This window comes from Burkholderia lata (assembly GCF_902499335.1).
Lineage (GTDB): Bacteria > Pseudomonadota > Gammaproteobacteria > Burkholderiales > Burkholderiaceae > Burkholderia > Burkholderia lata_B.
The window spans coordinates 417,891-442,196 of sequence record NZ_CABVQK010000006.1; the positions used below are offsets into that span (position 1 = coordinate 417,891).

20 protein-coding genes and 2 pseudogenes are annotated in these 24,306 nt (G+C 67.0%); 5 read left to right on the forward strand and 17 right to left on the reverse strand.

The window, feature by feature from the left end; all coding sequences use genetic code 11:
* Nucleotides 1-138 precede the first annotated feature (138 nt).
* Nucleotides 139-750: a hypothetical protein gene (locus tag BCO18175_RS17575; RefSeq protein ID WP_174982802.1), complete on the reverse strand. Its 612-nt coding sequence runs from the start codon at nucleotides 748-750 to the stop codon at nucleotides 139-141.
* A gap of 259 nt (nucleotides 751-1,009) precedes the next feature.
* Here BCO18175_RS17575 and BCO18175_RS17580 point away from each other — a divergent pair, with 259 nt between their 5' ends.
* Nucleotides 1,010-1,780, forward strand: a complete 771-nt coding sequence (locus BCO18175_RS17580; RefSeq protein WP_011355232.1) for an IclR family transcriptional regulator domain-containing protein — start codon at nucleotides 1,010-1,012, stop codon at nucleotides 1,778-1,780.
* Nucleotides 1,781-2,104: 324 nt separating this feature from the next.
* On the opposite strand, the gene BCO18175_RS17585 is transcribed toward BCO18175_RS17580, so the two are convergent.
* From BCO18175_RS17585 to BCO18175_RS17600, 4 genes are read right to left on the reverse strand one after another with little or no spacing between them, the layout of a single operon-like run.
* Entirely contained in the window at nucleotides 2,105-3,451 is a 1,347-nt protein-coding gene (locus tag BCO18175_RS17585; protein WP_174982804.1) for an FAD-dependent oxidoreductase, read from the reverse strand.
* 60 nt (nucleotides 3,452-3,511) lie between these two features.
* A complete protein-coding gene (locus tag BCO18175_RS17590) occupies nucleotides 3,512-5,080 on the reverse strand; it encodes an acyl CoA:acetate/3-ketoacid CoA transferase (RefSeq protein ID WP_174982806.1) in 1,569 nt (522 codons plus the stop codon).
* Nucleotides 5,077-5,820 (reverse strand): enoyl-CoA hydratase/isomerase family protein, encoded by a 744-nt coding sequence (locus BCO18175_RS17595; protein WP_174982808.1) that lies wholly within the window; start codon nucleotides 5,818-5,820, stop codon nucleotides 5,077-5,079. The genes BCO18175_RS17590 and BCO18175_RS17595 overlap by 4 nt, the downstream gene beginning before the upstream one ends.
* Before the next feature lie 20 nt (nucleotides 5,821-5,840).
* Nucleotides 5,841-7,172: an MFS transporter gene (locus BCO18175_RS17600; RefSeq protein WP_174982810.1), complete on the reverse strand. Its 1,332-nt coding sequence runs from the start codon at nucleotides 7,170-7,172 to the stop codon at nucleotides 5,841-5,843.
* Nucleotides 7,173-7,372: 200 nt separating this feature from the next.
* Between BCO18175_RS17600 and BCO18175_RS17605 the strand changes: the two genes are divergently transcribed.
* Nucleotides 7,373-8,050 (forward strand): GntR family transcriptional regulator, encoded by a 678-nt coding sequence (locus tag BCO18175_RS17605; protein WP_174982813.1) that lies wholly within the window; start codon nucleotides 7,373-7,375, stop codon nucleotides 8,048-8,050.
* A gap of 133 nt (nucleotides 8,051-8,183) precedes the next feature.
* Here the strand turns inward: BCO18175_RS17605 and BCO18175_RS17610 are convergent, their stop codons facing one another.
* The 6 genes and pseudogenes from BCO18175_RS17610 to BCO18175_RS40625 all read right to left on the reverse strand — a co-directional run bounded on the left by BCO18175_RS17610 (nucleotide 8,184) and on the right by BCO18175_RS40625 (nucleotide 14,290).
* Nucleotides 8,184-10,484, reverse strand: a complete 2,301-nt coding sequence (locus BCO18175_RS17610) for an ATP-dependent DNA helicase (RefSeq protein WP_174982815.1) — start codon at nucleotides 10,482-10,484, stop codon at nucleotides 8,184-8,186.
* Complete coding sequence (locus BCO18175_RS17615; protein WP_174982817.1) at nucleotides 10,481-12,175, reverse strand: VRR-NUC domain-containing protein; 1,695 nt, start codon at nucleotides 12,173-12,175, stop codon at nucleotides 10,481-10,483. Before BCO18175_RS17615 ends, BCO18175_RS17610 begins: the two co-directional genes overlap by 4 nt.
* Before the next feature lie 96 nt (nucleotides 12,176-12,271).
* On the reverse strand, nucleotides 12,272-13,150 hold the full coding sequence (locus BCO18175_RS17620) for a MipA/OmpV family protein (protein WP_174982819.1): 879 nt from the start codon (nucleotides 13,148-13,150) through the stop codon (nucleotides 12,272-12,274).
* Between the two features lie 206 nt (nucleotides 13,151-13,356).
* Complete coding sequence (locus BCO18175_RS17625) at nucleotides 13,357-13,668, reverse strand: hypothetical protein (protein WP_041492268.1); 312 nt, start codon at nucleotides 13,666-13,668, stop codon at nucleotides 13,357-13,359.
* Between the two features lie 14 nt (nucleotides 13,669-13,682).
* The gene (locus BCO18175_RS17630; protein WP_174982820.1) at nucleotides 13,683-13,880 is read right to left on the reverse strand and encodes a hypothetical protein; all 198 of its coding nucleotides are present in this window, start codon (nucleotides 13,878-13,880) and stop codon (nucleotides 13,683-13,685) included.
* Between the two features lie 112 nt (nucleotides 13,881-13,992).
* A pseudogene (locus tag BCO18175_RS40625) lies at nucleotides 13,993-14,290 on the reverse strand (hypothetical protein).
* 141 nt (nucleotides 14,291-14,431) lie between these two features.
* Between BCO18175_RS40625 and BCO18175_RS17635 the strand changes: the two are divergent.
* Nucleotides 14,432-14,680: a hypothetical protein gene (locus tag BCO18175_RS17635; protein WP_174982822.1), complete on the forward strand. Its 249-nt coding sequence runs from the start codon at nucleotides 14,432-14,434 to the stop codon at nucleotides 14,678-14,680.
* Nucleotides 14,681-14,952: 272 nt separating this feature from the next.
* Here BCO18175_RS17635 and BCO18175_RS17640 read toward each other — a convergent pair whose 3' ends face one another.
* Both BCO18175_RS17640 and BCO18175_RS17645 read right to left on the reverse strand, forming a co-directional pair.
* Nucleotides 14,953-15,564 carry a DUF4142 domain-containing protein gene (locus BCO18175_RS17640; RefSeq protein ID WP_174982824.1) on the reverse strand — a complete coding sequence of 204 codons (612 nt, stop codon included), beginning with the start codon at nucleotides 15,562-15,564 and terminating at the stop codon, nucleotides 14,953-14,955.
* 223 nt (nucleotides 15,565-15,787) lie between these two features.
* The gene (locus tag BCO18175_RS17645; RefSeq protein WP_174982826.1) at nucleotides 15,788-17,779 is read right to left on the reverse strand and encodes a hybrid sensor histidine kinase/response regulator; all 1,992 of its coding nucleotides are present in this window, start codon (nucleotides 17,777-17,779) and stop codon (nucleotides 15,788-15,790) included.
* Nucleotides 17,780-18,164: 385 nt separating this feature from the next.
* Between BCO18175_RS17645 and BCO18175_RS17650 the strand changes: the two are divergent.
* Nucleotides 18,165-19,218 (forward strand): annotated as a pseudogene (locus BCO18175_RS17650) (sigma-54 interaction domain-containing protein).
* Nucleotides 19,219-19,248: 30 nt separating this feature from the next.
* Here BCO18175_RS17650 and BCO18175_RS17655 read toward each other — a convergent pair.
* The 3 genes from BCO18175_RS17655 to BCO18175_RS17665 form a co-directional block, all read right to left on the reverse strand.
* Nucleotides 19,249-21,048, reverse strand: a complete 1,800-nt coding sequence (locus tag BCO18175_RS17655; RefSeq protein WP_174982828.1) for a methyl-accepting chemotaxis protein — start codon at nucleotides 21,046-21,048, stop codon at nucleotides 19,249-19,251.
* A 93-nt stretch (nucleotides 21,049-21,141) separates the two neighbouring features.
* Complete coding sequence (locus BCO18175_RS17660; RefSeq protein WP_174982830.1) at nucleotides 21,142-21,342, reverse strand: hypothetical protein; 201 nt, start codon at nucleotides 21,340-21,342, stop codon at nucleotides 21,142-21,144.
* Between the two features lie 30 nt (nucleotides 21,343-21,372).
* A complete protein-coding gene (locus BCO18175_RS17665; RefSeq protein ID WP_174913865.1) occupies nucleotides 21,373-21,627 on the reverse strand; it encodes a DUF3562 domain-containing protein in 255 nt (84 codons plus the stop codon).
* Nucleotides 21,628-22,182: 555 nt separating this feature from the next.
* Between BCO18175_RS17665 and BCO18175_RS17670 the strand changes: the two genes are divergently transcribed.
* Nucleotides 22,183-22,617 (forward strand): hypothetical protein, encoded by a 435-nt coding sequence (locus BCO18175_RS17670; RefSeq protein ID WP_174982948.1) that lies wholly within the window; start codon nucleotides 22,183-22,185, stop codon nucleotides 22,615-22,617.
* 551 nt (nucleotides 22,618-23,168) lie between these two features.
* Here BCO18175_RS17670 and BCO18175_RS17675 read toward each other — a convergent pair.
* Complete coding sequence (locus BCO18175_RS17675; protein ID WP_174982832.1) at nucleotides 23,169-24,104, reverse strand: universal stress protein; 936 nt, start codon at nucleotides 24,102-24,104, stop codon at nucleotides 23,169-23,171.
* Nucleotides 24,105-24,306 lie beyond the last annotated feature (202 nt).

The window sequence follows — 24,306 nt, forward strand, 5'->3', positions numbered from 1 at the left end:
GCGCCGGAGGCGGCACGTGTGACAGCGGCGCCGCCTCCTTCCCCCGGTCCTTTCATGTCTGCGTCGACAGGGCCGCCCGGCAGTCATCGACACTTCCCCCGTCGACCAGCTCCGGCCGGCCGCACAATCCGCCACGCGTTACTCCCCGCCCCCGCAATCGACATCGCCGGCGCCCATGTGGTCGAACCCGTAGAGCATCACGGCCGTCGTGCCGCGCGCAGCGTTACTCGGACGTTTCGCCAGGCTTTCGTCGAGTGGGGCCGACGGATACTGGACACTCGTGTCCATCAGGTTGTCAGGCACTGACCGCAACTCCGCTTCGGTCAGCTTGCGCCCTTCCGCACGCGGCAACCCGAACGCCTTGCGCACGTCCGCTTCGTTCCACGTCCCCTTCAGCGTGATGGTGACCATCTGCAGGTCGCCGTGCTCCCAGTCCAGCTCGACCTTCGTCGCGAGCGGATGCACGCCGGCCGCAAGCCGGTCGGGGAACACCGGGCCTTCGTAGTAGGCCTTCGTGTTCTTGCACGCATCGCCGGTGTTCCGGTACTTCTTCAGCGCGCAATTGAAGCGCTTGTCACGGTAGCCGAAGGTCGTTTCGACGTAGCAGCCGAATTTCGGCGACGTCGTGCGCGGCCACGCACGCACGTCGACGGTCGGCTTCGGGAGCGGTGTGCCGGACGAAGGGTTCGCCGCGGCAAGCAACGGCACGGCCGCGACGAGCACGGCCAAGATGGATTCGCGAATTTTCATTGTTCTGTTCCAGTCGAGGCGGCGATTCTAGCGCGCCTTAGCCAGCAAGGCTTTCGGCATGTCTCCCGGTCGCGCACGTCAGGCTGGTCCGGCAGCCCGGCGTGTCGCCGGTTGTCTTCGACGCTCATGTTCCACGCGTGGGGCACGCATCCGGCGTCGAATCATGCAAGCCCCGGTCACGCGTCGCGGCTGCGCCGATCTGCGCGATAATCGCCCATTCACGCGCGATTACCGCGCACCCAGACGCCACTTTCCGACGATGAAAAAGCCCGAACTCGACCGACGCGACTGGATTGCGGGCCTCGAAAAGGGCCTGGCGATCCTCGAGGCGTTCGACAGCCAGCATGCGCGCATGACGCCCACCCAGGCCGCCGCGCGCACCGGTCTCACGCGCACGGCCGCGCGGCGCTACCTGCTGACGCTCGAGTCGCTCGGCTACGTGTACACCGACGGCAAGCTGTACGGCCTCACGCCGCGCGTGCTGCGGGTCGGCTGGTCGTACTTCGATTCGGCGCGCCTGCCGCGCACGGTCCAGCCCTATCTGCAGCAATTGAGCGCGTCGCTGAACGAGTCGGCGTACGTGAGCGTGCTCGACGGCTGGGAACTCGTGTTCATCGCGCGCAACGGCGTGTCGCGCGTGATGACGACCGGCTTCGTGCTCGGCGCGCGCGTGCCGGCGCCGCTCACGTCGCCGGGCGTCGTGCTGCTCGCCCATCATCCCGATCGCGAAGCCGTGCGCGCGTGGCTCGACGACACCGAACTGCCGCCGTTCACGCCGCACACGATCACCAACAAGGCGCGCCTGCTCGAGCAGGTCGACCAGGCACGCGACGCGGGGTTCGCCGCGATCGAACAGCAATTGCAGGTCGGCGTGCGCGGGATCGCGGTGCCGCTGAAGAACCGTCACGGTGAAGTGGTCGCCGCGTTGAGCACGAACATGCCGATCGGCGCGGAGACGACCGACGCGGCCGTGCGGCGCGTGCTGCCGCATCTGCAGGAAGCCGCGCTCGCGATGCTGAACGTACTCTAGGAAAGTTCGCCGATTGCCCCGTCGCCCGTCTGCTCGATTCCGCAAATCACGGACGACCTCGATACCGTCATTGATCGGATAAGAGGAGCACGCCGCTCGCGACGCGTCATGGCAAGTGCATCAAAAGGCCATCGCCGCTACACCGCAATGCATTGCGCAGCAGCGTAATGGCGGCGATTCCAGATCGAGGCCACCGCTGCGCATGATCCGACGCAGCACGAGCACATCAGCGCGCTGCCCCGCAGAACGAGCCGCGCGCCGAACCTCGCCCCCGGCTCGTGGCATCGATCCTCCCGCTCGAACCAGACGACTTTCAACCAACCTTCAATCGAGATCCGCGCCATCGCGATTGAGCAACAGGCGAATGTCCTGCCCGGCGATCCGTCTCGTTTCAAGATGCTCGTTGACGGAAAGCGCCGCCGCATGCCCTACCGCATGACCGTAGGAAAAGCATTGCGCGGTGACACGGGCCGACGCGACGGCTTCGTGCTCGGCAGACAGGCAGCGCCCGGCAAACAGCAGCGATTCGCCGGAGGCAGGGACGAAGCAGCCAAACGGCACTTCGTAGAAATCGTTGAGCAACCATTCGACGCGCGGCCGGTTTCCGGAATGCAGCTCGATCGGCCATGGCGACCGCGCAATGCCGTCGGCGAATTTCGCGCCGCCGAGAATATCCGCATTGCGCAGCGTCGCGACGCCTTGCGCCTGCCGGGTCTGCCGGACACCCACCTGGACGGCCGTGTCGTTCACCCAGCTCGCCTCGCAACCGGCGAGGTATTCGCGGAAAAACCGTGCGTACTCGCGCGCCTGGATACGCCCTTCGACTTCGGCATCCGAGAAATCGCGATAGAGCACCGCATTCAGTTCGCGGCCATCGCTCCCCGTGACACGCGTACAGTTGCACAGCAATTCGCCCGGCCGCGTGGTCGGAAACAGCCATATCTTGGTGCGCGGGAGCCGGTAGCCAGCGGTATTCGCGTGCGCGATATGCGCCATCACCTCGGCGGGCATGATCGTGTCGCGTCCATAGGCCGACACGAATCGCTCGACGTCGACGCCCATCAACCGGAAGATCATCGTCGGATTCTGCACGTGCCCGTTGTCACCCATGAAGGTCGGCAATCCGGTCATCGCAACCAGATCCGCGTCGCCGGTCGCATCGATCGTGACCTTGGCCCTGACCTGTACCTTGCCCTGCTTCGTGTACAGCTGAGCGCCCGCGACACGGTCGCCCTCCATCAGGACCTCCGTGACGATCGCGTGATAGATCGTCGTCACGCCTGCTTCGGCGAGCAAGGCATCGGCGCTCTCACGCCAGGCCAGCGGCTCGTGAACGCGCGTATAGGTCTTGCCGTACTTGAGCGGCGCGCTCAGCCCGTCACGACGCTCCATCTGTGCAATGAACTCGTCGACGAAGCCATGCACCAGCTGCCGCGGCGGCGCGTCGCCATCGCTCGCCTCGTACAGGCCGCAGATCGTGCCGGACAATCCGGCGACCGCGCCGCCGCCGCAAAAGCCGTACCGTTCGACCAGAATCACCTTGCACCCCTGGCGAGCGGCCGTGACGGCGGCAGCCAGGCCGGTTGCCCCGCCGCCCGCCACCAGGACATCGGCATGCAGGACCTGTGCGGGGCGCTCGTCCGAGCAATGAACCGCGTATTGGATCGCCATCGAATGATCTCCTCGTTGGGCGCCCGCGGCCGTCGCGAATCGTGGCCGCAAGCGCCATCGTCAATTCGCAAACAGCTCGGCTTCCATCAGCTTGAGCTTCTCGGCGATCCGTTTCGGGCGGAACTCCATCTGCTCGAGCACATCCCGCTGCACGTCGATCCCCTTTGCCACCTCGGTAAGAACGAGACCGTCCGGTTCCACTTCGAACACCGCGCGCTCGGTGATGAGTTTGGCCGTCTGCCCGCGCTCCCTGACGTTCTTCATCACCGGATAGGTGATCTGCTCCGCCTGGGACACGAATTTCCTGACCCGCCCTTCACGCGCGATGCTGAGGCCGCCGGCCCCAATCTCGGCCTCGAGCCCGGCCGTCGTAAAGGTGCCGGTGAAGATCAGGTCCCGTGCGTTGTACGCGATGTCGATGAATCCGCCCGCACCGGGGTTGAACGCACCGAAACGGCTGACGTTGACGTTGCCCGCGGCATCGAATTGCGCAAACGCGAGTGCCGCGAACCGGCAGTTCCCGCCATTGATGAAATCGAACTGGTTCAGGCCGTCGAGCAACGCCTCGGGATACAGGTTCGCGGAAAACTGCCAGCCGCTCATCACGAGGCCGCCGAAGGTGCCATGCTCGGTCGTCATCCAGTAGTCGTTGATCCGGTCGCCTTCGAACAGGCCGTCCTCCCACATCGTCAGCGGAGCATCGGACGATGCGCCGAATCCGAAGATGCTGACCGTCTCGCGAGGCACTTCGCGGGCGGCGCGTCGCGCGACAATCTTGTCGATCGACAGCGGCAGCGGCGCGAGGTCGTTGAAGGCTGGCGGCTGGCCGCCCAGATAGGCTGCGTCGAACGGCGTATCCGTCACCATCAGTTGCTCGGCGTCGACCACGACATGATCGACCAGCACCCCGGGAATCTTGACGTCCTGGACGGCGCGCGTACGCCGTTCGGTGATGCGCTGGACCTGCGCAATCACGCGGCCGCCGCATGCCTTGACGGCAAGCGCGATCGCGAGCGACGACGACATGAGCGCCTCGCTTTCGAACGACAGGTTGCCGAACTCGTCCGCGCTGGATGCGCGAATGATGCCGACATCGAGTTTGCGCGTCGGGTAAAACAGGAACTCTTCGCCGTTGAACTCGACGAGCCTGATGAGATCCTCCTCGCTGCGCCCGGTCAGCTTGCCGCCATGCTGGCGCGGATCGACATAGGTTCCCAACCCGATCCGCGTGAGGTAGCCGGGCCCTCGCCGCGCAACCTCGCGCAGCCAGTGCATGCTCGCGCCAATGGGCCAGCTATAGGCTTCGATCGCATTCTCGCGAATCAGCCGCATCAGTTCCGGCCGTTTGCCGGTGCGCGGATCGACCGGATTGACGTACGAGCCCGATACGATGCGTTTCATCAGCCCCGGCTTGGCGACCCAGTCCATGCCCTTGATCCCCATCGAGTCGCCGGTGCCGCAGGGAAAATAAAACGAGAGGTTCGCGGGTGAACCGACCTGATCGTGGCGCTCACGAATGGCCCGCAGGATGCGATCCGGCGTAATCCATCCGATCACGCCGACACTCGCCACCTCGCAGCCATCGGGAATCTTCGAAACGGCTTCCTGCGCTGAGCAAATCTTGGTCATGCTTTGACTCCGAAGGCATTGAGGGTCGCCTTCGCGACCGGATGTTCGCAGTTCTCGGCGAACAACAGATTGGCTTCCGCATCGCGAATCTCGCCGTGGGCGGCGAAGCTGTCGCGGAAATAGCGTTTGGTGGCGACGACGGCGGGCAACGGATAGCTCGCGAGCGTGTTCGCGATTTCCAGCGCCATCGGCAGCGCGTTCGCATCCTGTGTCACGTAATCGGCGAGGCCAAGGCGCTGCGCCTCGGCGCCGTCGATGACTTCGACGCCCCACGCGAGGCGCCGCGCGGTTGCCGGCGTGCATCGGCCCAGCAGGAATTCCAGGCCCCACGGCGGAATCCACCCGATCTTCACTTCTGGCATGTGCCATCGGCACGTCGCGGTCGTCACGACGAGATCGCATGCCGCGGCAAGCGCCACCCCGCCGCCCAGCGCAAAGCCCGACACGGCGCACAGAACCGGCTTGCGAAGCATCGAGATGCTCCGCGCCAGCGCGGCCGTCACTGCTTCGTGCTCGCGCATCTCGGCCATGCTCATGTTGCCGAGTTCCTTGAGGTCGCTCCCGGCGCAAAAGCCCGGTTCGGTACCGGTGAGGACGATCGCGCGGACGTCGTCGTTCGCCTCGGCGTCGCGCAATGCGGTTTTCAAGCCGTAGATCAGTTCGGTGCCCAGCGCGTTACGACGCCTCGGGCGATCGATGGTCAGGATGTTGACCGCTTCTTGATGCTCGTTCAGTAACATGAAATACCCTCCGAATGTGCTCAGGTCGTAGCCGGTTCATTGGCTGAAGTGCGCGCCGAGTCGTTTCGCTCGATACGAATGAACCAGGAAGCCAGGATGCCGACGAGGACACACCCGGCAAGGAAGATCCAGCCGTTCGAATAGTCCTTGCCCGCCGAAGTGGTGACGATGAGGCTCGCGAAAATCTTCGCGCTGAAGGCCGCGACGACGTAGCCGACGCCATTCACGAATCCCATGGCCTTGCCGTACACCTCCGGGGTGAAGATTTCGGCCGGCACGGTAAGGAACGGCCCCCACGCCATATTTGCGAAAAAGCCCATCCCGCAGAGCGCTAACGCGAGGAGTTGCTGGTTGCCGTCTCGCAGTGTCGCGATCACCAGCAGGAACGGGATCAGCCCCGCGAAGCAGGTCGCGATCATGACGCGGCGGTTGCCGCGAAACACCTTGTCCGACAGGTAGGAAGACACGAAGCTGCCGATCGCGCCCGCCACGAAATAGAGGCCGGCCCACAAGCCCATCGTCTGGATCTTGAAACCGAACTTGTCCGCGAGATAAAGCGGAATCCAGATCGATGCGCCCCAATAGGTCACCTGCATCACGACGTCGACCACGACGACCGCGATATAGGCAGGATGCTTGAACAGGTCGAGGAACGAAAAATGCTTGACCGTCAGGATCCGGCGTTGCACGTCGGTGAAGTTCTTGCCGTCCAGAACGCCCGCCTCGATCTCGTCCTTGTAGCTGTATTCGAGCTCTGCGCGGGTGATGCGGGGATAGTGTTCGGGACGGTCGTAGACGAAATACGCGATCAGGGCCAGCGGGATCACGCCAAGCGCGCCGGAGATGAAGAACACCAGACGCCAGCTACCCGTGTGCGCGGCCAGTTGCGTCGCGAAGATGCTGGCCCATGCCGGCGTCAGGATCCACGCCCACGACAGCAGTGCCTGCGCCCGCGCCCGCCCTTCCTTGTTGAACCACCGCATCAGCACGCGGGCCGACGGAACGTACTCCGTGCCGACCAGTATCCCGAACAGCGCCATCCGGATGAAGTACTCGTTCCGGCTGTGCAGGAAACCCATCCACGCGGTCATCAACGACCACGAGATCACCGAGAAGATCAGCATCTTCTTCGCACCGTACTTGTCGGTCAGCACACCGGACACGTATTGCGAAGGCCCGTAGAAGATGAGCATCAGGAATGTGCCGGTACCGATATCGGCAGCGCTCATCCCGATGTCGGCCGCAATCAGCGGGTTGAGCAGATTGGTTTTCACGCGATCCAGGAACTGGATGCTGTAAGCCAAGAACAGCACGGTGGCAATGATCCACCGGTAATCGACTCTCGGTTTCATACGGTTTCCTTACGATTCGATTCCTACGCCAAGTCACATATCATTCGGATATCGTTGATATGTTAGTAGAATATTAATCAGAAACTCGATCGTCAAAGCGGGTATACCCGTGCAACTACGCAGGCTGGCCGGCATGCAGGGGTTGGATGTGCGGCGCGAGTCGCGCTAATATGTTAGTGACATTTTTGAGCCGACGACCCATGTACCAGACCGAACAGACCAACGGATCGCTTGCCGATCAGGCCCATCAGCAACTGGAAGAACTCATCGTGACACTGAAGCTGGCGCCCGGCAGCGTATGGTCGGAGGTGTCGCTAGCGGAGAAGTTGAATACCGGGCGCACACCGGTTCGCGAAGCGGCGCAACGATTGGCCGCGGCGCACCTGCTGGAGATCGTGCCGCGTCACGGCATCATGATCACGGTACCCAATATCCATGATCAGTTGCTGGTGCTCGAAACACGCCGCGAACTGGAGCGCCTCATTGCCCAGCGCGCGGCACGGCGTGCGCTGCCTGACGAGCGGAGCCAGATGCGGGAAGTCGCCGCGAAGCTCGAGGTGGCCGGCGAGTCACGCGACGTGCTCGCGTACCTGCGAAGCTTGTATGTCGCCAATCGGCTCACGGCGCAGCTCGCGCGCAACCGGTTCGCGGCGGAGGCCGTCGCGCCGTTGCATGCGCTGTCCCGGCGTTTCTATTTCATCCATCACACGCACCTGAACGATCTGCTGAAGGTCAGCCAGCAGCACGCCCGTGTCTCACGCGCGATCGCCGACGGCGACGAGCGGGAAGCCGGACTCGCGGCCGATACGATGATGGACTACGTCGATGCCTTTACGAGGCAATCCTTTACGCGTGATTTCGAGCCGCATCAGATCTAACGCCATGCGACCGCTTCGAACTTTTTGATCCACGAAGCGGCTCGGGCGGAAACGCACGCGATCGATCACGCGGACGTTGCGCGGCAACGGGCACCGGCAGGTTCGCGTACACGACGGTCAGGCGGCCCTTGCCTTACCCGATCCGCCACCAGCGCGGCAGCAGATCGCGCACCTCCCGCCGCCGGTAACGGTCGTCGATCAGGTGCACGACACCTTCGTCGTGCTCGGTGCGGATCACGCGCCCGGCCGCCTGCACGACCTTCTGCAAGCCCGGGTACAGGTACATGTAGTCGTAGCCGTTGCCGAAGCGCGCGTCCATCGCGCGCCGCATCTGCTCGTTGACGTCGTTGACTTGCGGCAGCCCGAGCGTCGCGATGAACGCGCCGATCAGCCGCTCGCCGACCAGGTCCACGCCTTCCGAGAACGCCCCGCCCAGCACCGCGAAACCGACGCCGCGCCCGCCCGCGTCGAAGCGCGCGAGAAACGCGTCGCGCTCGCTTTCGGCCATGCCGGGCGCCTGCGCCCAGACGGGCACATCCGGATGCCGTGTCTGCATCAGCGCGACCACGCGCCCCAGGTAGTCGAAGCTGCTCAGGAAGCCGAGATAGTTGCCTGGCCGCGTCGCGTATTGCGCGGCGATCAGGTCGACGATCGGTTCGAGCGAACGGTCGCGGTCGCGCCAGCGCGTCGACACGTGGCTCGCGACGCGCACCGTCAGTTGCTCGGCCCGGAACGGCCCGTCGACGTCGAGCCAACCGGTGTCGCCAGGCAACCCGAGGGTGTCGCGGTAGAAGTGAAACGGGCTCAGCGTGCCCGAGAACAGCACGGTCGCGCACGCGGCTTCGTAGCGCGGCGCGAGAAAGCCGGCCGGAATCACGTTGCGCACGCAGAGCGTCGACTGGACGCGGCGCCGGCGGCCGGCCGACCCAACGCCGTCGAGCGCCGGCTGGCGCGGCATCGGTTCGCCATGCAGCGTCGCGTCGAAGATCGACGCGCTGTCGAAGGCGTCGGCAAGCACGCCGAACTGGATCGCCTCGAAATGAAAGCGCAGCAGCGCGTCGCCGTTCGCGCGCGGCGCGTCAGCCAGATGTTCGCCGATCGCAGCGACGAGATTTTGTACCGCCGACACGATCGGGCCCGGTATCTCGGGATACGCGGCATAGCGCTCGGCCTGCGCGCGATTGACCGTGCCCCATGCGCGGGCGAGCCGGTCGAAAGCCTTGCGCAGCGCCGCGGGCGCGGCCTCGCGCGCAGCCGCGAACGCGAACGGATCGAGCGACGCGCTGTACATCTTGCGCGCGCGATCGAGCAGGTTGTGCGCTTCGTCGACGAGCACGCCGACGCGCCACTGGTTCTGCTGCGCGAGCGTGTGCAGCATCGCGCTGCCGTCGTAGTAGTAGTTGTAGTCGCCGATCAGCATGTCGGACCAGCGCACGAGCTCTTGCGACAGGTAGTACGGGCACACGTCGTGCGCGAGCGCGGCCGTGCGCACCGTGTCTCGATCGAGCAGCCCTGTCTCGATCGCCGCATCGCGTGCGGCCGGCAGCCGGTCGTAGAAACCTTTCGCGAGCGGGCACGATTCGCCGTGGCATGCGCTGTCCGGATGCTCGCACGCCTTGTCGCGCGCGACGAGTTCCAGCACGCGCAGCGGCAGCGCGGGTGTGCCGGCACCGAGCGTCGTCGCCGCTTCGAGCGCGAGCGCGCGGCCGGGCGTTTTCGCGGTCAGGAAGAACACATGGTCGAGTTCGCCCTCGCCGCAGGCTTTCAGCAGCGGAAACACGGTGCCGAGCGTCTTGCCGATGCCGGTCGGCGCTTGCGCCATCAGGCAACGCTCGTCGCGTGCCGCGCGATAGACGGCCACCGCCAGTTCGCGCTGGCCGCTACGGAACTGCCCGTGCGGAAACGCCAGCGCGCGCAGTGCCGCATCGCGCGCCGCGCGATGGGCCGTCTCGCGCTCGGCCCAGCCGACGAAGCACGCGCACTGCTCGGCGAAGAACGTCGCGAGCTCGGCCGCTGCCAGCGTTTGCGTCAGCACCGTCTCGCGCTCCGACACGATGTCGAAATAGACGAGGGCGACGTCGATGTCCTGGAGGCCGCGCGCATCGCACATCAGGTGCGCGTAGACCTTCGCCTGCGCCCAGTGCAGTGCGCGATGGTTGGCCGGCATCGCATCGAGGCTGCCGCGATAGGTCTTGATCTCCTCGAGGCGGTTCGCGACCGGATCGTAGCCGTCCGCGCGGCCGCGCACGGTGAGCATGCCCCACGTGCCCGTCAGCGCGATCTCGGTTTCGTAGCGTGCGCCGCGATTCGACGTGACCGCACCATGGCCGGCGATGCCTTCGAGCGCGGTGGGCGCGGGCGTGAAGCGCAGGTCGAGATCGCCGCGCCGCGCGGTGAACTCGCACATCGCCCGCACCGCGACGACGTAGCTCATGCGGACAGTCCCGCCGCTTCGGCGTGTGCGATGCCCTCGCCGGCCCACTCGACGTCGATCACGCGCACCGGAATGCCGTGCGCGACGCAGTACGCGAGCCAGCGTGTCTGGTTGTCCTGCAGGCGGTCGCCGGGGCCTTTCACCTCGATGAGTTCGTAGCGGCGCTCGCCGGGCCAGAAGCGGACGAGATCGGGCAGCCCCGACCGGTTGCGGCGGATATCCGCGAGCAGGCGCGTGAACCACAGCCGCAAGTGCTCGGGCGGCAGGCACGCGAGCGCCTCGTCGAGCAGTTCGTCACTCAGTACGCCCCAGAACACGAACGGCGATTGCAGCCCCGCCTTCGTCGCGAAATGCCGGCGGATCGTGTCGCGATACGCACCCGAATCGAGTTGCGCGAAGCACGCGGCGAACGCGTCCGCACGGCGCGCGACGAAATCGGGCGCGTGCAGATCGGCCGGGCCGCGCTGGAACGGGTGGAAGAACGCACCGGGCACTGCGGCAAACACGGGCTCCCAGCACAGCAGCCCGAACAGCGAATTGATCAGCGTGTTTTCGACGTAATGGACTGGTGAAGCCGGTTGCGCGAGATGGTCGCGCACCGCGAATTCGACACTGACGAATGCATCGGGGCGCGCGATCACGAGCGTTTCGCGCGGCACGTCCGCCGCTGCGGCCGCACGTTCGACGCGCTGACCGAGCCGGCGCTGCAGGCGCGGCAGCATGCGCTCGACACGCTGGCGCTCCTCGTCGCTCTCGAAGCCGCCGCGCGCATCGAGCGCCAGCACGAGCGCATCGTCGTCGCGCCCGCAGCGTTCGAGCACGCGGATGCGCCGGTGGCGGCTGCCGGGCCATGCGCTGCGCGCATACGCGTCGAGCGCGGCGGCCCAGTCGGCGCGGCGCTCGCAGGTCTGCCCGAGCGCGAACAGCAGCTTCGCACGACGCGTCGCGAGCCATGGCTGCGCGCAGCCGACCGCGTCGATCGCGCGCATCAGGTCGTCGAACGGCAGATCGTCGGGCCATGCGTCGAGCGCATCGCGGCACATCTGCAGCGCGAGATAGGCATCAACGTCGCCGCGCTGCTGGAACGCGCGCGACGATGGTGCGATCGGCACGCTTTCGTACTGGAACACGCCGAGATCGGCGAGCACGAACTCGCTCCAGTCTTGATGGAGATTGCCGAAAAACATCAGGCGCAGCCGGTCGCACAGCGCGCCGACCGTCACGCGCAGCACGCAGTCGCCGGCCTGCGCGCACCACGCGTCGAGCGGTTGCGCGACGTCGTGCGCGGGACGCAGCCGTTCGAGCCATTCGGGCTTGCGCTCGCCCGTATGCGCGGCGAGTGCCGGAAACATGCGCAGCAGATCGGCCTTGGTCGACAGTGCGAACAGTTCGTCGAGCGTCAGCGCGGGCGCCGGATCGACCCAGCCGAGTTCGACGAGCGGCGCGGCCGCGTCGAGCGCGCAGCCGATTTCGTCGTACACGAGCTTGCTGGCGCGGAAGTCGGACCCGTTGCGCATCAGCATCCGCACGAGCAGCGCGCGCGACGCCTGCGGCAGCGTGGCGAACTGCCGGACGAACGCGTGCTCGTGCGCGTCGAACAGGTCGTCGTAACGCGCGCCGAGCCAGGCTAGCGCGCGTTCGAAATTGGTCAGGTAGTAAAACGCCGGGGGCGTCGGCGAAGCAGGCGTCACGGTGATCGATCACTGTACATTTGTACAGGTCGAAATCATATCAAATGTGGCGGCGGATGCCGCACGCCCCATCGGTCATCGGCTGTCCGGCGGCGGTCAGAACTGGTAATTCACCGACATGTCGAATACGCCGTTGGTCGACTGCTGCGTGATCGGGCTGCGCGCGGCGCGGCCGACGAGCTGCTCGATCGCACCGTCGATCGTGACGAACCAGTGCTTGTTCAAGAACCAGGCCATCGTTACGCCCGCGCCGAACGACTTGAGCCCGGCCCCCGACGAATACGCCGGCAGCCCCGAGCGCGCGGCGGCGCCCTGGCTCACGCCGAACCAGCTGTTCATGTAGCGCGAATCGGCGAACGACACGGTCGGCCCCGCGAACCAGAAGAAATGCTCGTTGCTGCCCGGCAGCGGCATGTACGCGGAGAAATCGCCGACCCAGCCGTTCGAGCCGCCGAGGCTGCGCCGGATGTCCGCGCGCAGGACGAGCGGAAACTCCTTCGAGATCACGTAATCGGCCGCCAGTTTCATCACCGGGGCCGCGTTGATGTTGTCGAGGCCGTTCAGGTGCTGGATATCGTCGGCCGAGCGGCGCCCGAGGTCGTAACCGACGGACAGGCTCACGCGCCAGTTCGGCCCGCGCAGCACGTTCGCGCCGAGCCCTTCGCCCGTCGACAGGAAGAACAGGTCGCGATAGCGGATATCGATAGTCGGGCCGCCCATCACGCGATAGCGATCGGAGCCCGCATAGCGCGGCTGCAGCGTCATCGCGGCGCCCATGCTGATATCCCAGGTGGAGACGTTCGGCTCGTACAGTTTTTCGAGCGGCACACCCGCCGAGTATTGCCACTCGCCGAGCGGCGAAGGCGTCTGGGCCGCTGCGTCGCGGGCGCCGGCCGTGGCGAGCGCAGCGCAGGCCGACACACCGGAAACGAACCGGCGTGCGCCGGGTGACAGCAAAGGGCGAGCAGCAGTCATAAAGGCAGTCCCCGTCGGTTGCGCGAAACGAACCCGAAGGAAAGCGCATTGCGCTTCTTCGGCTGCAGCGGCTGGCAGCCTGCGGCGCGAACGTAGCATGCGCTGAATTAACGGACATCCTACGCGACGCGTGCTCGGACGCAAAGCGCCCGCTGCGCGCGGGCACTTTGCCGTACGCCGGCATCGACCGGTGAAGCGTGGTGGAATCAGAATCGCTCGACGTGATAGTCGCCGGCCAGTGCGGCCGGGCTGCGCGTCGACATCATCCGCGAGAAGCCGTCGGCGAGCCGTCCGAGCGCGAGCTGCTTCTGGCTCGCGTCCCAGTGCGTATAGGTGTCGTACGCGGCATCGTCGAACGACACGGTGACGGCAACCGGGCGGCCGCTCGCGCGAAAGCCGATCTGCAGCACGCCGCCCGGCAATTCCTCGATGTGATAGCGCAACGAGCGCGATTCGAAATAGCGGCCCAGCACCTGAGCGATCGCGCGCTTGTCGGGCGATTGCACGTGAATGTCCATGAAGGTCCTCCTTTTCAGTGTTCGCGCGGACGGTTGTGTGCACCGCTTCCTGCCGGCATCCGGATCGGCTGCGGGTGCGACGGCGGGTCGCCGTGCGGCAGCCCGTCGGGTACGGGCGGATCGACGGGACCGTCGTGCCCGGGTGGCGTCGGATCCGGGTCGACGTCGGGTGTCGTCGGCTCGGGGCGGTGCAGCGTGAATGGCGTCTTCATGTGTCTCCTGCGCGACGGCGCGCGCATCTCGATGGCGCTGCAACCGTGCGCAAGCGGCGTGCCCGCCGCCGGGCCGCCGTGTTGTCGACTCTGGTCGGACGCTGCCGTGTGCTCAGTCGTCGTAGGCGGCCATCCCCAGCCACATCGTGCGCCCCTCCGCGGCCAGCCGTACCGCGAGCGCGAACCGGTCGGACGGCGCGCATTCCGCGACGAGCGCCTGCTGCGCGCTCGGGGCCGTCGTAGACGGTGTCGTTCAGTTCGCGTACGTCGTCCTTGCCGTCGAACAGGCGCCGCTCGGGCCGATAGCCGCGTGATTCGCGCTTCCACGTGTCGAAACGCTCGCGCATATGGGAGAAATCGCCGCCGCATAGGTTCGCGTCGTAACGTATCCTTTCTCTGGAAGCATTCATCACGATGTCCTCTCGTCCACGCCGACGGCGCGCGATGCCGAGCCGCGCCCCGTGCGGTTTCGCCGACGTGCAAGCGTCGCGCCGTCGCGAGCGCGCAGGCATGGCGCTTGCGCCCACATCCATGACCAAGGAGGTTCGACCATGACCGTTCACGCCACCGGCCGCCACGACGCCGTGTCACCGGCTGCCGGACTGCTCTGGCTCGCCACGTCGCGCCCGCCGTCGAAAGACAAGACGGAGGAGCGCATCGACGAGGGACTCGAGGAGACGTTTCCGGCCAGCGACCCGCCCGCCGTTGGCGGCGCGACCCGTATCGATCCTGCCAAGCCGTCCGGCGAGCACGAACGCCGCTCGCCGCACGTCCCTTCCCCGCCCCGCGATCACGGCTGACGGCGGCAACCGGCTCGCGCAGCGCGGCGGCGCAGCGGCGCGCCGGAGCAATCCGGAGTTGATCTGATGAAACGCCTTGAACGCAGATGGCATGAAATCAGCGGCGCCGCCGGCGTCGCCGCGCTGGCTGCAATCGAAAGCGCGGTGGTGCTCGCGATCGTCGCGATGACGGGCATCGGCCACTGACGTCCTGCCCCGCCCGTTCGCCGCTGCCGCCATGGAAGATGTACAAGCGGGCTGGCAAATTTCTCCGTCACGTGAGCCCCGCTCACTCAGTGCGCGGCCGCCACCGTCTGCGCGAGTTGCCGGGCGGCGGCCAGATGCGCGTTCAGCATCGGCAACGCGTTGGCCGCGAACGCGCGAAGCTGCGGATCGCGGCCGTTCCGCGCCTCGGCTTCGTAAAGCCGGATCGCCGCTTCGTGCGCGCGCGGGCCGGCCACCTCGACATAGGCCGTGTCGAACGCATGGCCTTCTTTGGTTCGCAACGCGGTCACGGCCGGATCGACGAGCATCCGCGACTGGACCGGTACGCCCTTCGCCGCGCCGAGCTGGCGCAATTCGCCGGCGATCCGTCCGTGATCGTCGACCATCCGGCGCGCGAACACCGTCACATTCGGGTTCGACGAGCGGTCGAGCGCGAGCTGACTGGCCTGCCGCTCCACCTTGCTGATCATGCCGGCCTTGTCGACGAACTCGACATCGATACCGGTCGGCCGCTGCGTCATGCCGGCCTCGTCGGCGGTCGTGCCGGGGCGGATGACGCCCGGCGCGACCTGCGCTGACGAAGCGGGTGCCGCCTGTGAATGCGGGAGCGCGGCGGCGAATGCGCCGACGGTCGCGGCGAGCACGATTGCCGCCGGCCGGCGGGTTCGGTTCGTTTTCATCCGGACCTCCGTGTGTCGCGACGGAACGGGCCGGTGCCTGCCCGTGCATCACGCTACTTGCGGCGGATCTGCAGCCTGTAGTGCACGCCGCGGATCGCGGTCGACACGACCGACGGCATGCGCATCAGGCAAGCGTGCCTGCCGCTCGTGCTGTTGTGCATTCCATCGCATCCGTCGCGTCTCCTTGCCTCGTGGATGACCGGGCGAGCAGCCGCGCCGGCGCCTACCGGCCGCGTGGTTTCCGATCGTGCGCAGCGTCCGGCGCGACGTCGGCGATCACGCTCGCCAGCGTCGGCATGTCCACCGGCTTGCGTAGATACGCGTCGAAGCCCGCGGCCATCACACGGTGCCGGTCGGCGTTGCCGGCGTGTGCCGTGACTGCGACGACGGGCAGATGCGCACTGCCGCCCGGCAAATGGCGGATGCGATCGAGCAGCCAGAAGCCGTCGCCGTCCGGCATCGCGAGATCCGACAGCACGACGCTCGGCGCCTGCCGTTCCAGCACGTCGAGCGCGTCGTGCCCCGATTGCGCGGTCGACACCTGCGCGCCCATCGTTTTGAGTGCCGCGGCGAGGCTCGCGCGCGATGTCACGTCGTCGTCGACGACGAGCACGCGCTGGCCGTCGAGCGCCACCGTGTCGGCCGCGCCCGCCGCGTGCAGCAGGCTCTCGGCTGGATCGTCGACGTCCCAGCCAGCCGGCAGCGTGACCGTGACGGTCATCCCGCGTCCGGTGCCGGCGCTCGTCGCGACGACATCGCCGCCATGCAGTTGCGCGATGTTTCGCACGATCGACAGGCCGAGCCCAAGGCCGCGCTTCGGCGACGTGAATGCGCGTTCGGGCCGGCTGAACGTCTCGAACAGGTGCGGCAGGTATTCCGGCGCAATGCCCTGCCCGGTATCGGCGACCGACAGCCGCACGCGCTCGCCCGCACGGGCCAGCGACACGACGATGCGGCCGCCCGGTGGCGTGAACTTGATCGCATTCGACAACAGGTTCGACAGGACCTGGCGCACGCGCTCGCGGTCCGCAGGAATCACGCAGGTCGGCATCTCGTACGCGGTCGACAGTTCGAGCCCGTGCGCCTGCGCCGTCGCTTCGAGTTCACGCGTGGCATCGCGCACGACCCGCACGAGATCGACCGGCACCCGTTCGAGACGCAACCGGCCCGTCGCAAGCGCCGATGCGTCGAGCAGGTCGGCGACCATGTGCGACAGCGACCGCGCGCTGCGATCGATCGCGTCGACCGCCTGTTGGGCGAGCCCCTGACCGTCCGCGTTGCGCAGCACCTCGACCCAGCCGTAGATCACGTTCAGCGGCGTGCGCAGTTCGTGCGACACCGTGGCCAGCAGCTCGTCCTTCAGCCGGTTCGACGTGTCCGCCTGGGCACGTGCGTCGCGCGCGCCGCGCAGCGAGCGCATGTTGCGCCGCTCGCCGCGGCGCCGTTCGTGCGCGTCGCGCAGCGTCATCGACAGGCCTGTGCAGTTGCCCTGCGCATCGACGATCGGCGACGCGGCGAAGGTCGCACGAAAACGGCTGCCATCGCGCCGCACGCACAGCACGTCGAGCGGACCGACGGGCGCGCGCAGCTCCGCGAACGACGCCGGCAACGGATGCCGCCGCAACCAGCGCGGCGCGATCATCGCGGCGACGTCGCAGCCGGCGGCCTGCGCCGCGTCGATGCCGAAGATCCGTCGCGCGGCCGGGTTCCAGCTCGTGATCCGGCGTGCGGTGTCGACACCGACGATCGCATCGGGCGAAGCGTCGACCACACGGCGCAGCAGGACGTCGTCTCGGTCAGGCAGATGTGGGTCAGGTGCCGGCTCGCGATGCGCCGGGCGAACGGCATCATCGCCGTCGTCATCGGTTTCGCGCAGACGATCGTTCGCGAGCAGCGGCTTCACGGCCATCACGATCACGCACTCGACGAAGCCGATCGCGACGAATGCGCCGGCCTGCGCGAGCAGCGTGGCCAGCGGCGCATCGCGCCACCAGAGCGCACCGATGACGGCCACGCTCAAGGCGGCAGCAACGAGACCGCCGCCGAACGACGTCAGCCATGCGGCAGCCGCAACGCCTGCATAGAAAGGCAGCGGCGCAAATGGCGCGTGCTCGCCGACGATGCGAACCGCCCACGCCTGCAGCGCGGACGCCAGCCCGACGGCCAGCACGATCCATGCACCCTGCCGTAACAGCTCACGGGTCAGGGTCCTCATTGCATCCTTGCTTCGCGCCGGCTCTGGTCGCACGGCGTCATGCCGCTGGTCGACCCTCCGGCCTGCCGTCGAGCGTGCCGGGCGAGTGTGGTGGGATCAGCAAACGACATGCCCGATGTGGACAGTGGCCGGCCGGATGGTGCGTCCGCCGGCTGCCCGCCGCGTCACGGCCGGTCGGGCACCGGCGGGTGACGCAGGCTCCATCAGCGCACCATGGCCGCAACCGGCTTTTTCATCGGAATGATGTAAAAAAGCACCGATACGACCCTGGATGGCTCAGAAATGCCGCGATTCGTGTCAGGAATCGATGGGCTGCTTCTTCTGCCCCCGCCGCAAACATTGGAATTTTCTATTTTGCGGCACCTTCACGGTCGTTTCGCTGTCGATGATAAATATTGCAATCAACGGAACGCGCGATGCCGATTTTCAAAACGGCTCGCTAACGCCGATCAATATCGATGGGAGAAACTGCAAACCGGTCGAAGCAACGTGCAGACAGCCGCCGGTTGTCCGGCCGGTCCTCCGCGATGCGCATGCTGCTCGGCCGCATCGAGAAAATTGCGCCGACCCACGCCAGCGTGATGATTGCAGGCGAAAGCGGGGTCGGCAAGGATATCGTCGCGCGCCGGCTGCACGATCTCAGTGCCCGGCGGGATGGCCCGTTCGTCCCCGTGAACTGCGGTGCGATTCCGCCCGATATCGCGGAATCGCAATTGTTCGGGCACGAGAAAGGCAGCTTCACCGGCGCGATCGCGCAGCGGGAAGGCTTCTTCGAAGCCGCACGCGGCGGCACGCTGCTGCTGGACGAGATCGCGGAAATGCCCGCGCCGCTGCAGGTGAAGCTGCTGCGGGCGATCGAATCGAATTTGATCGTGCGGGTGGGCGGCACCGAGCCGATTCCGCTCGACGTGCGGATCGTGTCGGCCACGCGCCACAACCCGGCTGATGCCGTGCGCGACGGCCGGCTGCGCGAGGACCTGTTTTACCGCCTCGCCGCGTTTGCGCTGTACGTGCCGCCGCTGCGCCAGCGCGACAGCGACATCGAGACGATCGCGCTGGAGTTCGTCGACGCGCTCAACGCGCGGCACCATGCGCACAAGCGGCTGACCGACGCGGCGATCACCGCGCTGCGCGCGTATTCGTGGCCCGGCAATGTACGCGAGCTGCACAACACGATCGAGCGCGCCTACATCCTGGCGGACGAGGGTATCGACGTCACGCTGCCGAAGCCGGCGGTGCGGCCCGAGCGACTGTCGGAGAACACGATGGCGATGGCGCTGCCGCTCGGCGCGACCTTGCACCATGCGCAGCAGCGCTTCATCGCGGCGACGCTGCACCACTTCGACGGCAACAAGCCGCGCGCGGCGAAAGCGCTCGGGATCAGCCTGAAAACGCTCTACAACCGGCTCGCGCTGATGCGCGACGACGGCCGCTCCTGAGCGGCGCGGCCGTATTTCCCGCAAGCCGCGTCATGCGACCTTGAACCGCCCGACCGTGGTCGCCAGTGCGTTCGCCTGCGACTGCAGCGCGGTCGCGGCGGCGGTCGACTGTTCGACGAGCGCGGCGTTCTGCTGCACCATTTCGTCGAGCTGCGTGACCGCGCGATTCACTTCCTGGATGCCGCGCGTCTGCTCGTTCGCCGCGTGCGTGATCTCGGAGATGATGGTCGTCACGTTCGACACGTTGGAGACGATCTCGCGCATCGTGTCGCCGGCCTGACGCACCTGCCCGGACCCGGCCGACACGCTCGCGACCGTCGATTCGACCAGCACCTTCACTTCGCGCGCGGCCTGCGCGCTGCGTTGCGCGAGGCTGCGCACTTCCTGCGCGACGACCGCGAAACCGCGGCCCTGCTCGCCCGCGCGCGCCGCTTCGACGGCCGCGTTCAGCGCGAGGATGTTGGTCTGGAACGCGATCCCGTCGATCACGCCGATGATGTCGCCGATCCGGCCCGATGCTTCCTCGATCTTCTCCATCGTCGCGACGACGTCCGACACGACCACGCCGCCATGCGACGCGATCCGCGATGCAGCTGCCGCACGTTCGTCGGCCTGGCCGGCCGCCGCCGCCGACTGGCCGACCGTCGCGGTGATCTCTTCCATCGATGCAGCCGTTTCCTCGAGGCTCGCCGCCGCCGATTCGGTGCGCGACGACAGGTCCTGGTTGCCCGCCGCGATCTCGTTCGCGGCCGTGCGCACCGATTCGCTCGCATCGCGGATCTGACGCATCACGTCGTTCAGCTTGTCGACGAAGCTGTTGAACGAGCGGGCGATGTCGGCCACTTCGTCACTGCCGTCGGCCGGCAGGCGCTGCGTCAGGTCGCCGGCGCCCGAGCCGATCGCGGCCATGGCCTGGCGCACTTGCGACAGGCGGCGGAACGCGGTCGCGGTGATCGCGCCGATGATCAGCGATGCAACACCGACGATCACGAGCAGCGTGATCAGCGAAGCGGTCAGCAGCGAGCGCATCCCGGCCGTCGCCTCGTTCTTGTCGAGCAGCACCAGTGCGTACCAGTCGGTGCCCGGCACGGGGCGCGCGCGCACCAGCTTGGCGTCGCCGCCGACACTCACCTCGACGGGCGCGGTCGCGGCCGCGATCGTCGCGCCGTTCGTCGCACCGAGTTCGGGCGATACGTCGGTGACCGGCTTCAGCGTGAGCTTCGCGTCCGGGTGTGCAACCACGTGGCCGCTGCTGTCGATCAACATCCCGAAGCTCGCGGGTGTCGGGTGGATCGTCTTCACGTTAGCGATCACGGTATCCATCGAGACGTCCGCTGCGACGACGCCCTTCACCGCGCCGTCGCGCACAATCGGCACCGCGAACGTGACGACGAGGTTGCCCGTGCCGGCGTCGACGTAAGGCGGCGTGACGACCGGCTTGCCGGCCTGCGCGGCCTGCTTGTACCACGGGCGGCCGGTCGGATCGTAGTCGGGCGGAATACCGGTCGGGTCGGAGAAGTGGAACGCCTTGTCGGCGTAGCCCGCGTAGACGTTCGTGAAACCGCCGGCCGTGGCCATCTGCTTGAACACCGGCAGCGGATCGGGCGCCAGCGCGGCATCCTGCAGCGACGCGATCATCCGGCTCCGTGTGGCGACCCAGTCGGCGATCCCGACCACGTGGCCGCTGGCGACCGAGGTCAGGTTGCGGTCGATCGCATCGTCGTTGTACGAGCGCGCGATGAAGTAGTTGATGAGCGTGGTGGCGACGAGCGCGAATACGACGATGGCAACGCACGCGGCGAGGATGCGGGCGCGGATGGACGAGAACATGGCAACGACTCGGTAAGGGAGCGCGAACGCCCGGTGGACGAATTCACCGGGTAAACGGCAATCGCGCCGCTTACTTGAGGCCGCTGTGACAATTCAGTGAAACGTATGACAAAAGACAACCCCGGTTGTCAGGGGATCGTCAGGATAGCCGCGCATGTCGCCGCCGGACGCAACGACGCTACCGGCGATCCTGGGAACGGCGATCAAAAGGGAGTTGGAACGGGCCGGCTCGCTGTCGACGAATGCATCCTTGTCGATCAGGATCCGGCCCTGGCCCGCGACGGATCGTGTCACGTCCGCGGCGTCAGCCGCGGCGCTCGTCCGTCACAGGCGATGACTCGGACGCGGATCGGCTTCCGCGGACGGCGCATCGGCCCGCGTGTCGCTGTCGAGATCGTCCTGCTGGCGCATCCGTTCGCGCAGATGCCGGATCGCGAACACGTGGATGTAGTCGTGCACTCGCGCGTCGGACGACAACACGCGCACTTCGTCGTCGAGCATCGCACGCAACTGATCCGAACCGATCGCGCGCTGTTTGGCGGCTTCCTTGAGTGAATCGAGCAAATTGTCCTTGGACATCGACGGACTCCTGACGGTCGAGGAACGAAAAGAAGAAGGTACCGGAAGCTTAATGACTGAACGGTCGCGCGGCGTGCGATGCGCCGGCGCGTGTTTGCGCGCGATCAACGGCACGTTGCGTGCCGCCGTGCCGATCCGTCCCCGAACCGGCCGCGCAATATCCGCGGCGCAAACTGCCCGCGAACGAGACTGGAAGCCCTGCCACGCCACCCCGGGGCGCGGCACCGGCTGACGGGCGAACGATGGAACGCTGCCCGGCGCCGATGCAAAGGGCAACTTAGACCGGCCGAAATCATGCGTCAAGCGACGTCCCCCACCCGCTACCCATTCGTCGGAACGAACGGGCCGGATCGTCGCCGGAACGGCCGATCGGTCGCGATGCGTGTCAGCGGATTCCGATACGGGCCGCGCAATACCTGACAGCGACTTCAGCGCGCGCTGCTTGGCAGCGCACTGGCGCGACACGATACTGGTGACATGGACGAAACGTTCATACAGGTCATCGCTCAGCCGGCCGTCGAGCCGGCATGCGGGGCCTGGCGCAGGAGACCAATCATGGCACTTCGCAACTTACCGGGCCGGGACGGCCAGCGGCGCGCGTCGGGCAACGCGCGCGCCCTGCCGGCCAAGGCCGTGTCGGACGGCAACCGTCCGTCTGACAATATCGACACCTTGCTTGCGCTCGCTCGCGAAGCCGGGTTGCTCGTCACGCTCGACGGGCAGATCGGCCGCGAAAAATACCAGAGCGTCGCGGGCTCGGTTCTCGCGTTGCAACGGTTCGCCGCGGCACTGTGCGCGCGGGCCGCACCCGACGTGCCGGCCGTTGCCGAGCCACGCCGAAAGGCGCGCCCCGGCTGGCCGCATGCCAACCGCCTGCGCAACCGCACGTGCAGCGCGTGCGCGCCGCTGCATGTCGCGCGACAGCACCCTCGGGTGCGCCGCGGCGCGGGCCGACGGCACGACTTGCGGTCGATGCTTCGCATCACCTGAGCGTTCAAGCAGACGTTGCACGGCACGGGGCCATGCAACGACTGCGCACCGCGCGACGTCGGCAGCGCATGCCGCAACGCCGTGCCTGTACGGCAGCGGAGCGCATGCCGAGACCATCGCCGATCCGCATCGGCGCCACCGCGCGCCATCACGCATCATGACGCGCCGTTCCACACGGCCGCAATGACAACGATTCCTGCGGGGAAAGCAATCCAGACGGGGCCAACTACAACACGAACGAGGAAAGCGGACGGGGTGACTTGCACCCCGCCCGTCCTCCAAGGCAGCCGTTGGCTGCCTACCCTCGTGCCAGAGAGTTCTCGGTCGGATGACGCGCCGTGCATTGCACGTTGCGGCTCCGGAAATTGATGTGACGGCTATGAATGCACCGTCGATCGCAGCCTTTGACACTCGCATTGCTGCGTGGCTGCGAGGTACATGCACGACAGACAGGCCGCGTTGCCGGACGTTCCGTCAATGTCTCACGCACGATTCGCGCCGTTTCTGATGCAGGTCAAGCCAAGCCTGCTTCGATCGCGACACCGCGCGATTTATTCGGTACCGCGCACGAGCAGCACCGGCACCTGTGCGAGATGCGCAACGCGGCGCGCGACGCTGCCGATCAGCCAGGCGGCGATACCGCGCCGGCCGTGTGTACCGACCACCAGCAATTCGGCACGCCAGTGCACGGCGTCGCGCATCAGCGCATGGGCCACGTCGTCGCTGGTCGGGCGGGTTTCGACGACACCGCGCTTGGTCGGGTTTCCGGTCGCATGGAATAGCGGGCCGATCTTCGCGAGTGCCTCCTCGCCCTCCGCGCGATAGGCATCCTCCAGCGCGCGCACCGGCACGATATCCGTCAGACGAACCGCGCGATCGATCACGTAGGCCGCGTACAGCAACGTCGTCGGCGCCGCGAAGCCGAGCCCGACGCGCACCGCGTTCAGCGACGGCTCGCTGCCGTCGACCGCGAACATCAGCCGCTGCAGGCCGCCGTCCGCCGGCCGCGCATAGGCGGCCGGCACGATCAGCAGCGCGCAGCGCGCGCGCGACGTCAGCGTGTCCGACATCGCGCCTTCGACGAGCCGCAGCAGTCCGTGATGCGGATTCGCGCCGACCATCAGCACATCCGCGTTCCATGCCGACGTATCGCTCACCAATGCATCGGCCACCGAGCCGCCGGTTACCGACGTATCGATGACGGCCTGCTCGACCTCGATGCCGCTATCGGCGAACAGCGCCGCGATCCGTTCGTTGATGGCTTGCGCTTCGCGCATCAGGTCCTCGCGCGCGGACGTCAGCAGCGCGTCGATGCGCGGGATGTCGGGCAAGACGAGGCGCGGGTTGTCGATTGCGCAGACGATGCGCAATCGCATGCCGGGGCGCAGCAGCGTGCGCGCGTAGCGCGCGGCGGACAGCGATTCGGGCGTCGGATCGACGGCCAGCGCGATCCGCGCAAGCGTCGGGGTGGGCTGGGCAGGCTGCATGGCGAAGGTCTCCGTGCGTGCGCGTCGTCGCGGAACGACGACGGGAGCTTCGCGCGGAAGCGGCGCGCGGCGGCCGGACAGCCGCCGCGGTCGCGGGGATCGGTGAATTGCCACGCGAAGCGCGGACAATCGATTCGTTCAGCATAGATCGTCCGGCCCGCGCGCGCATGATCGCGATCAAGGGTCGCGCGGGCCCCTGCCC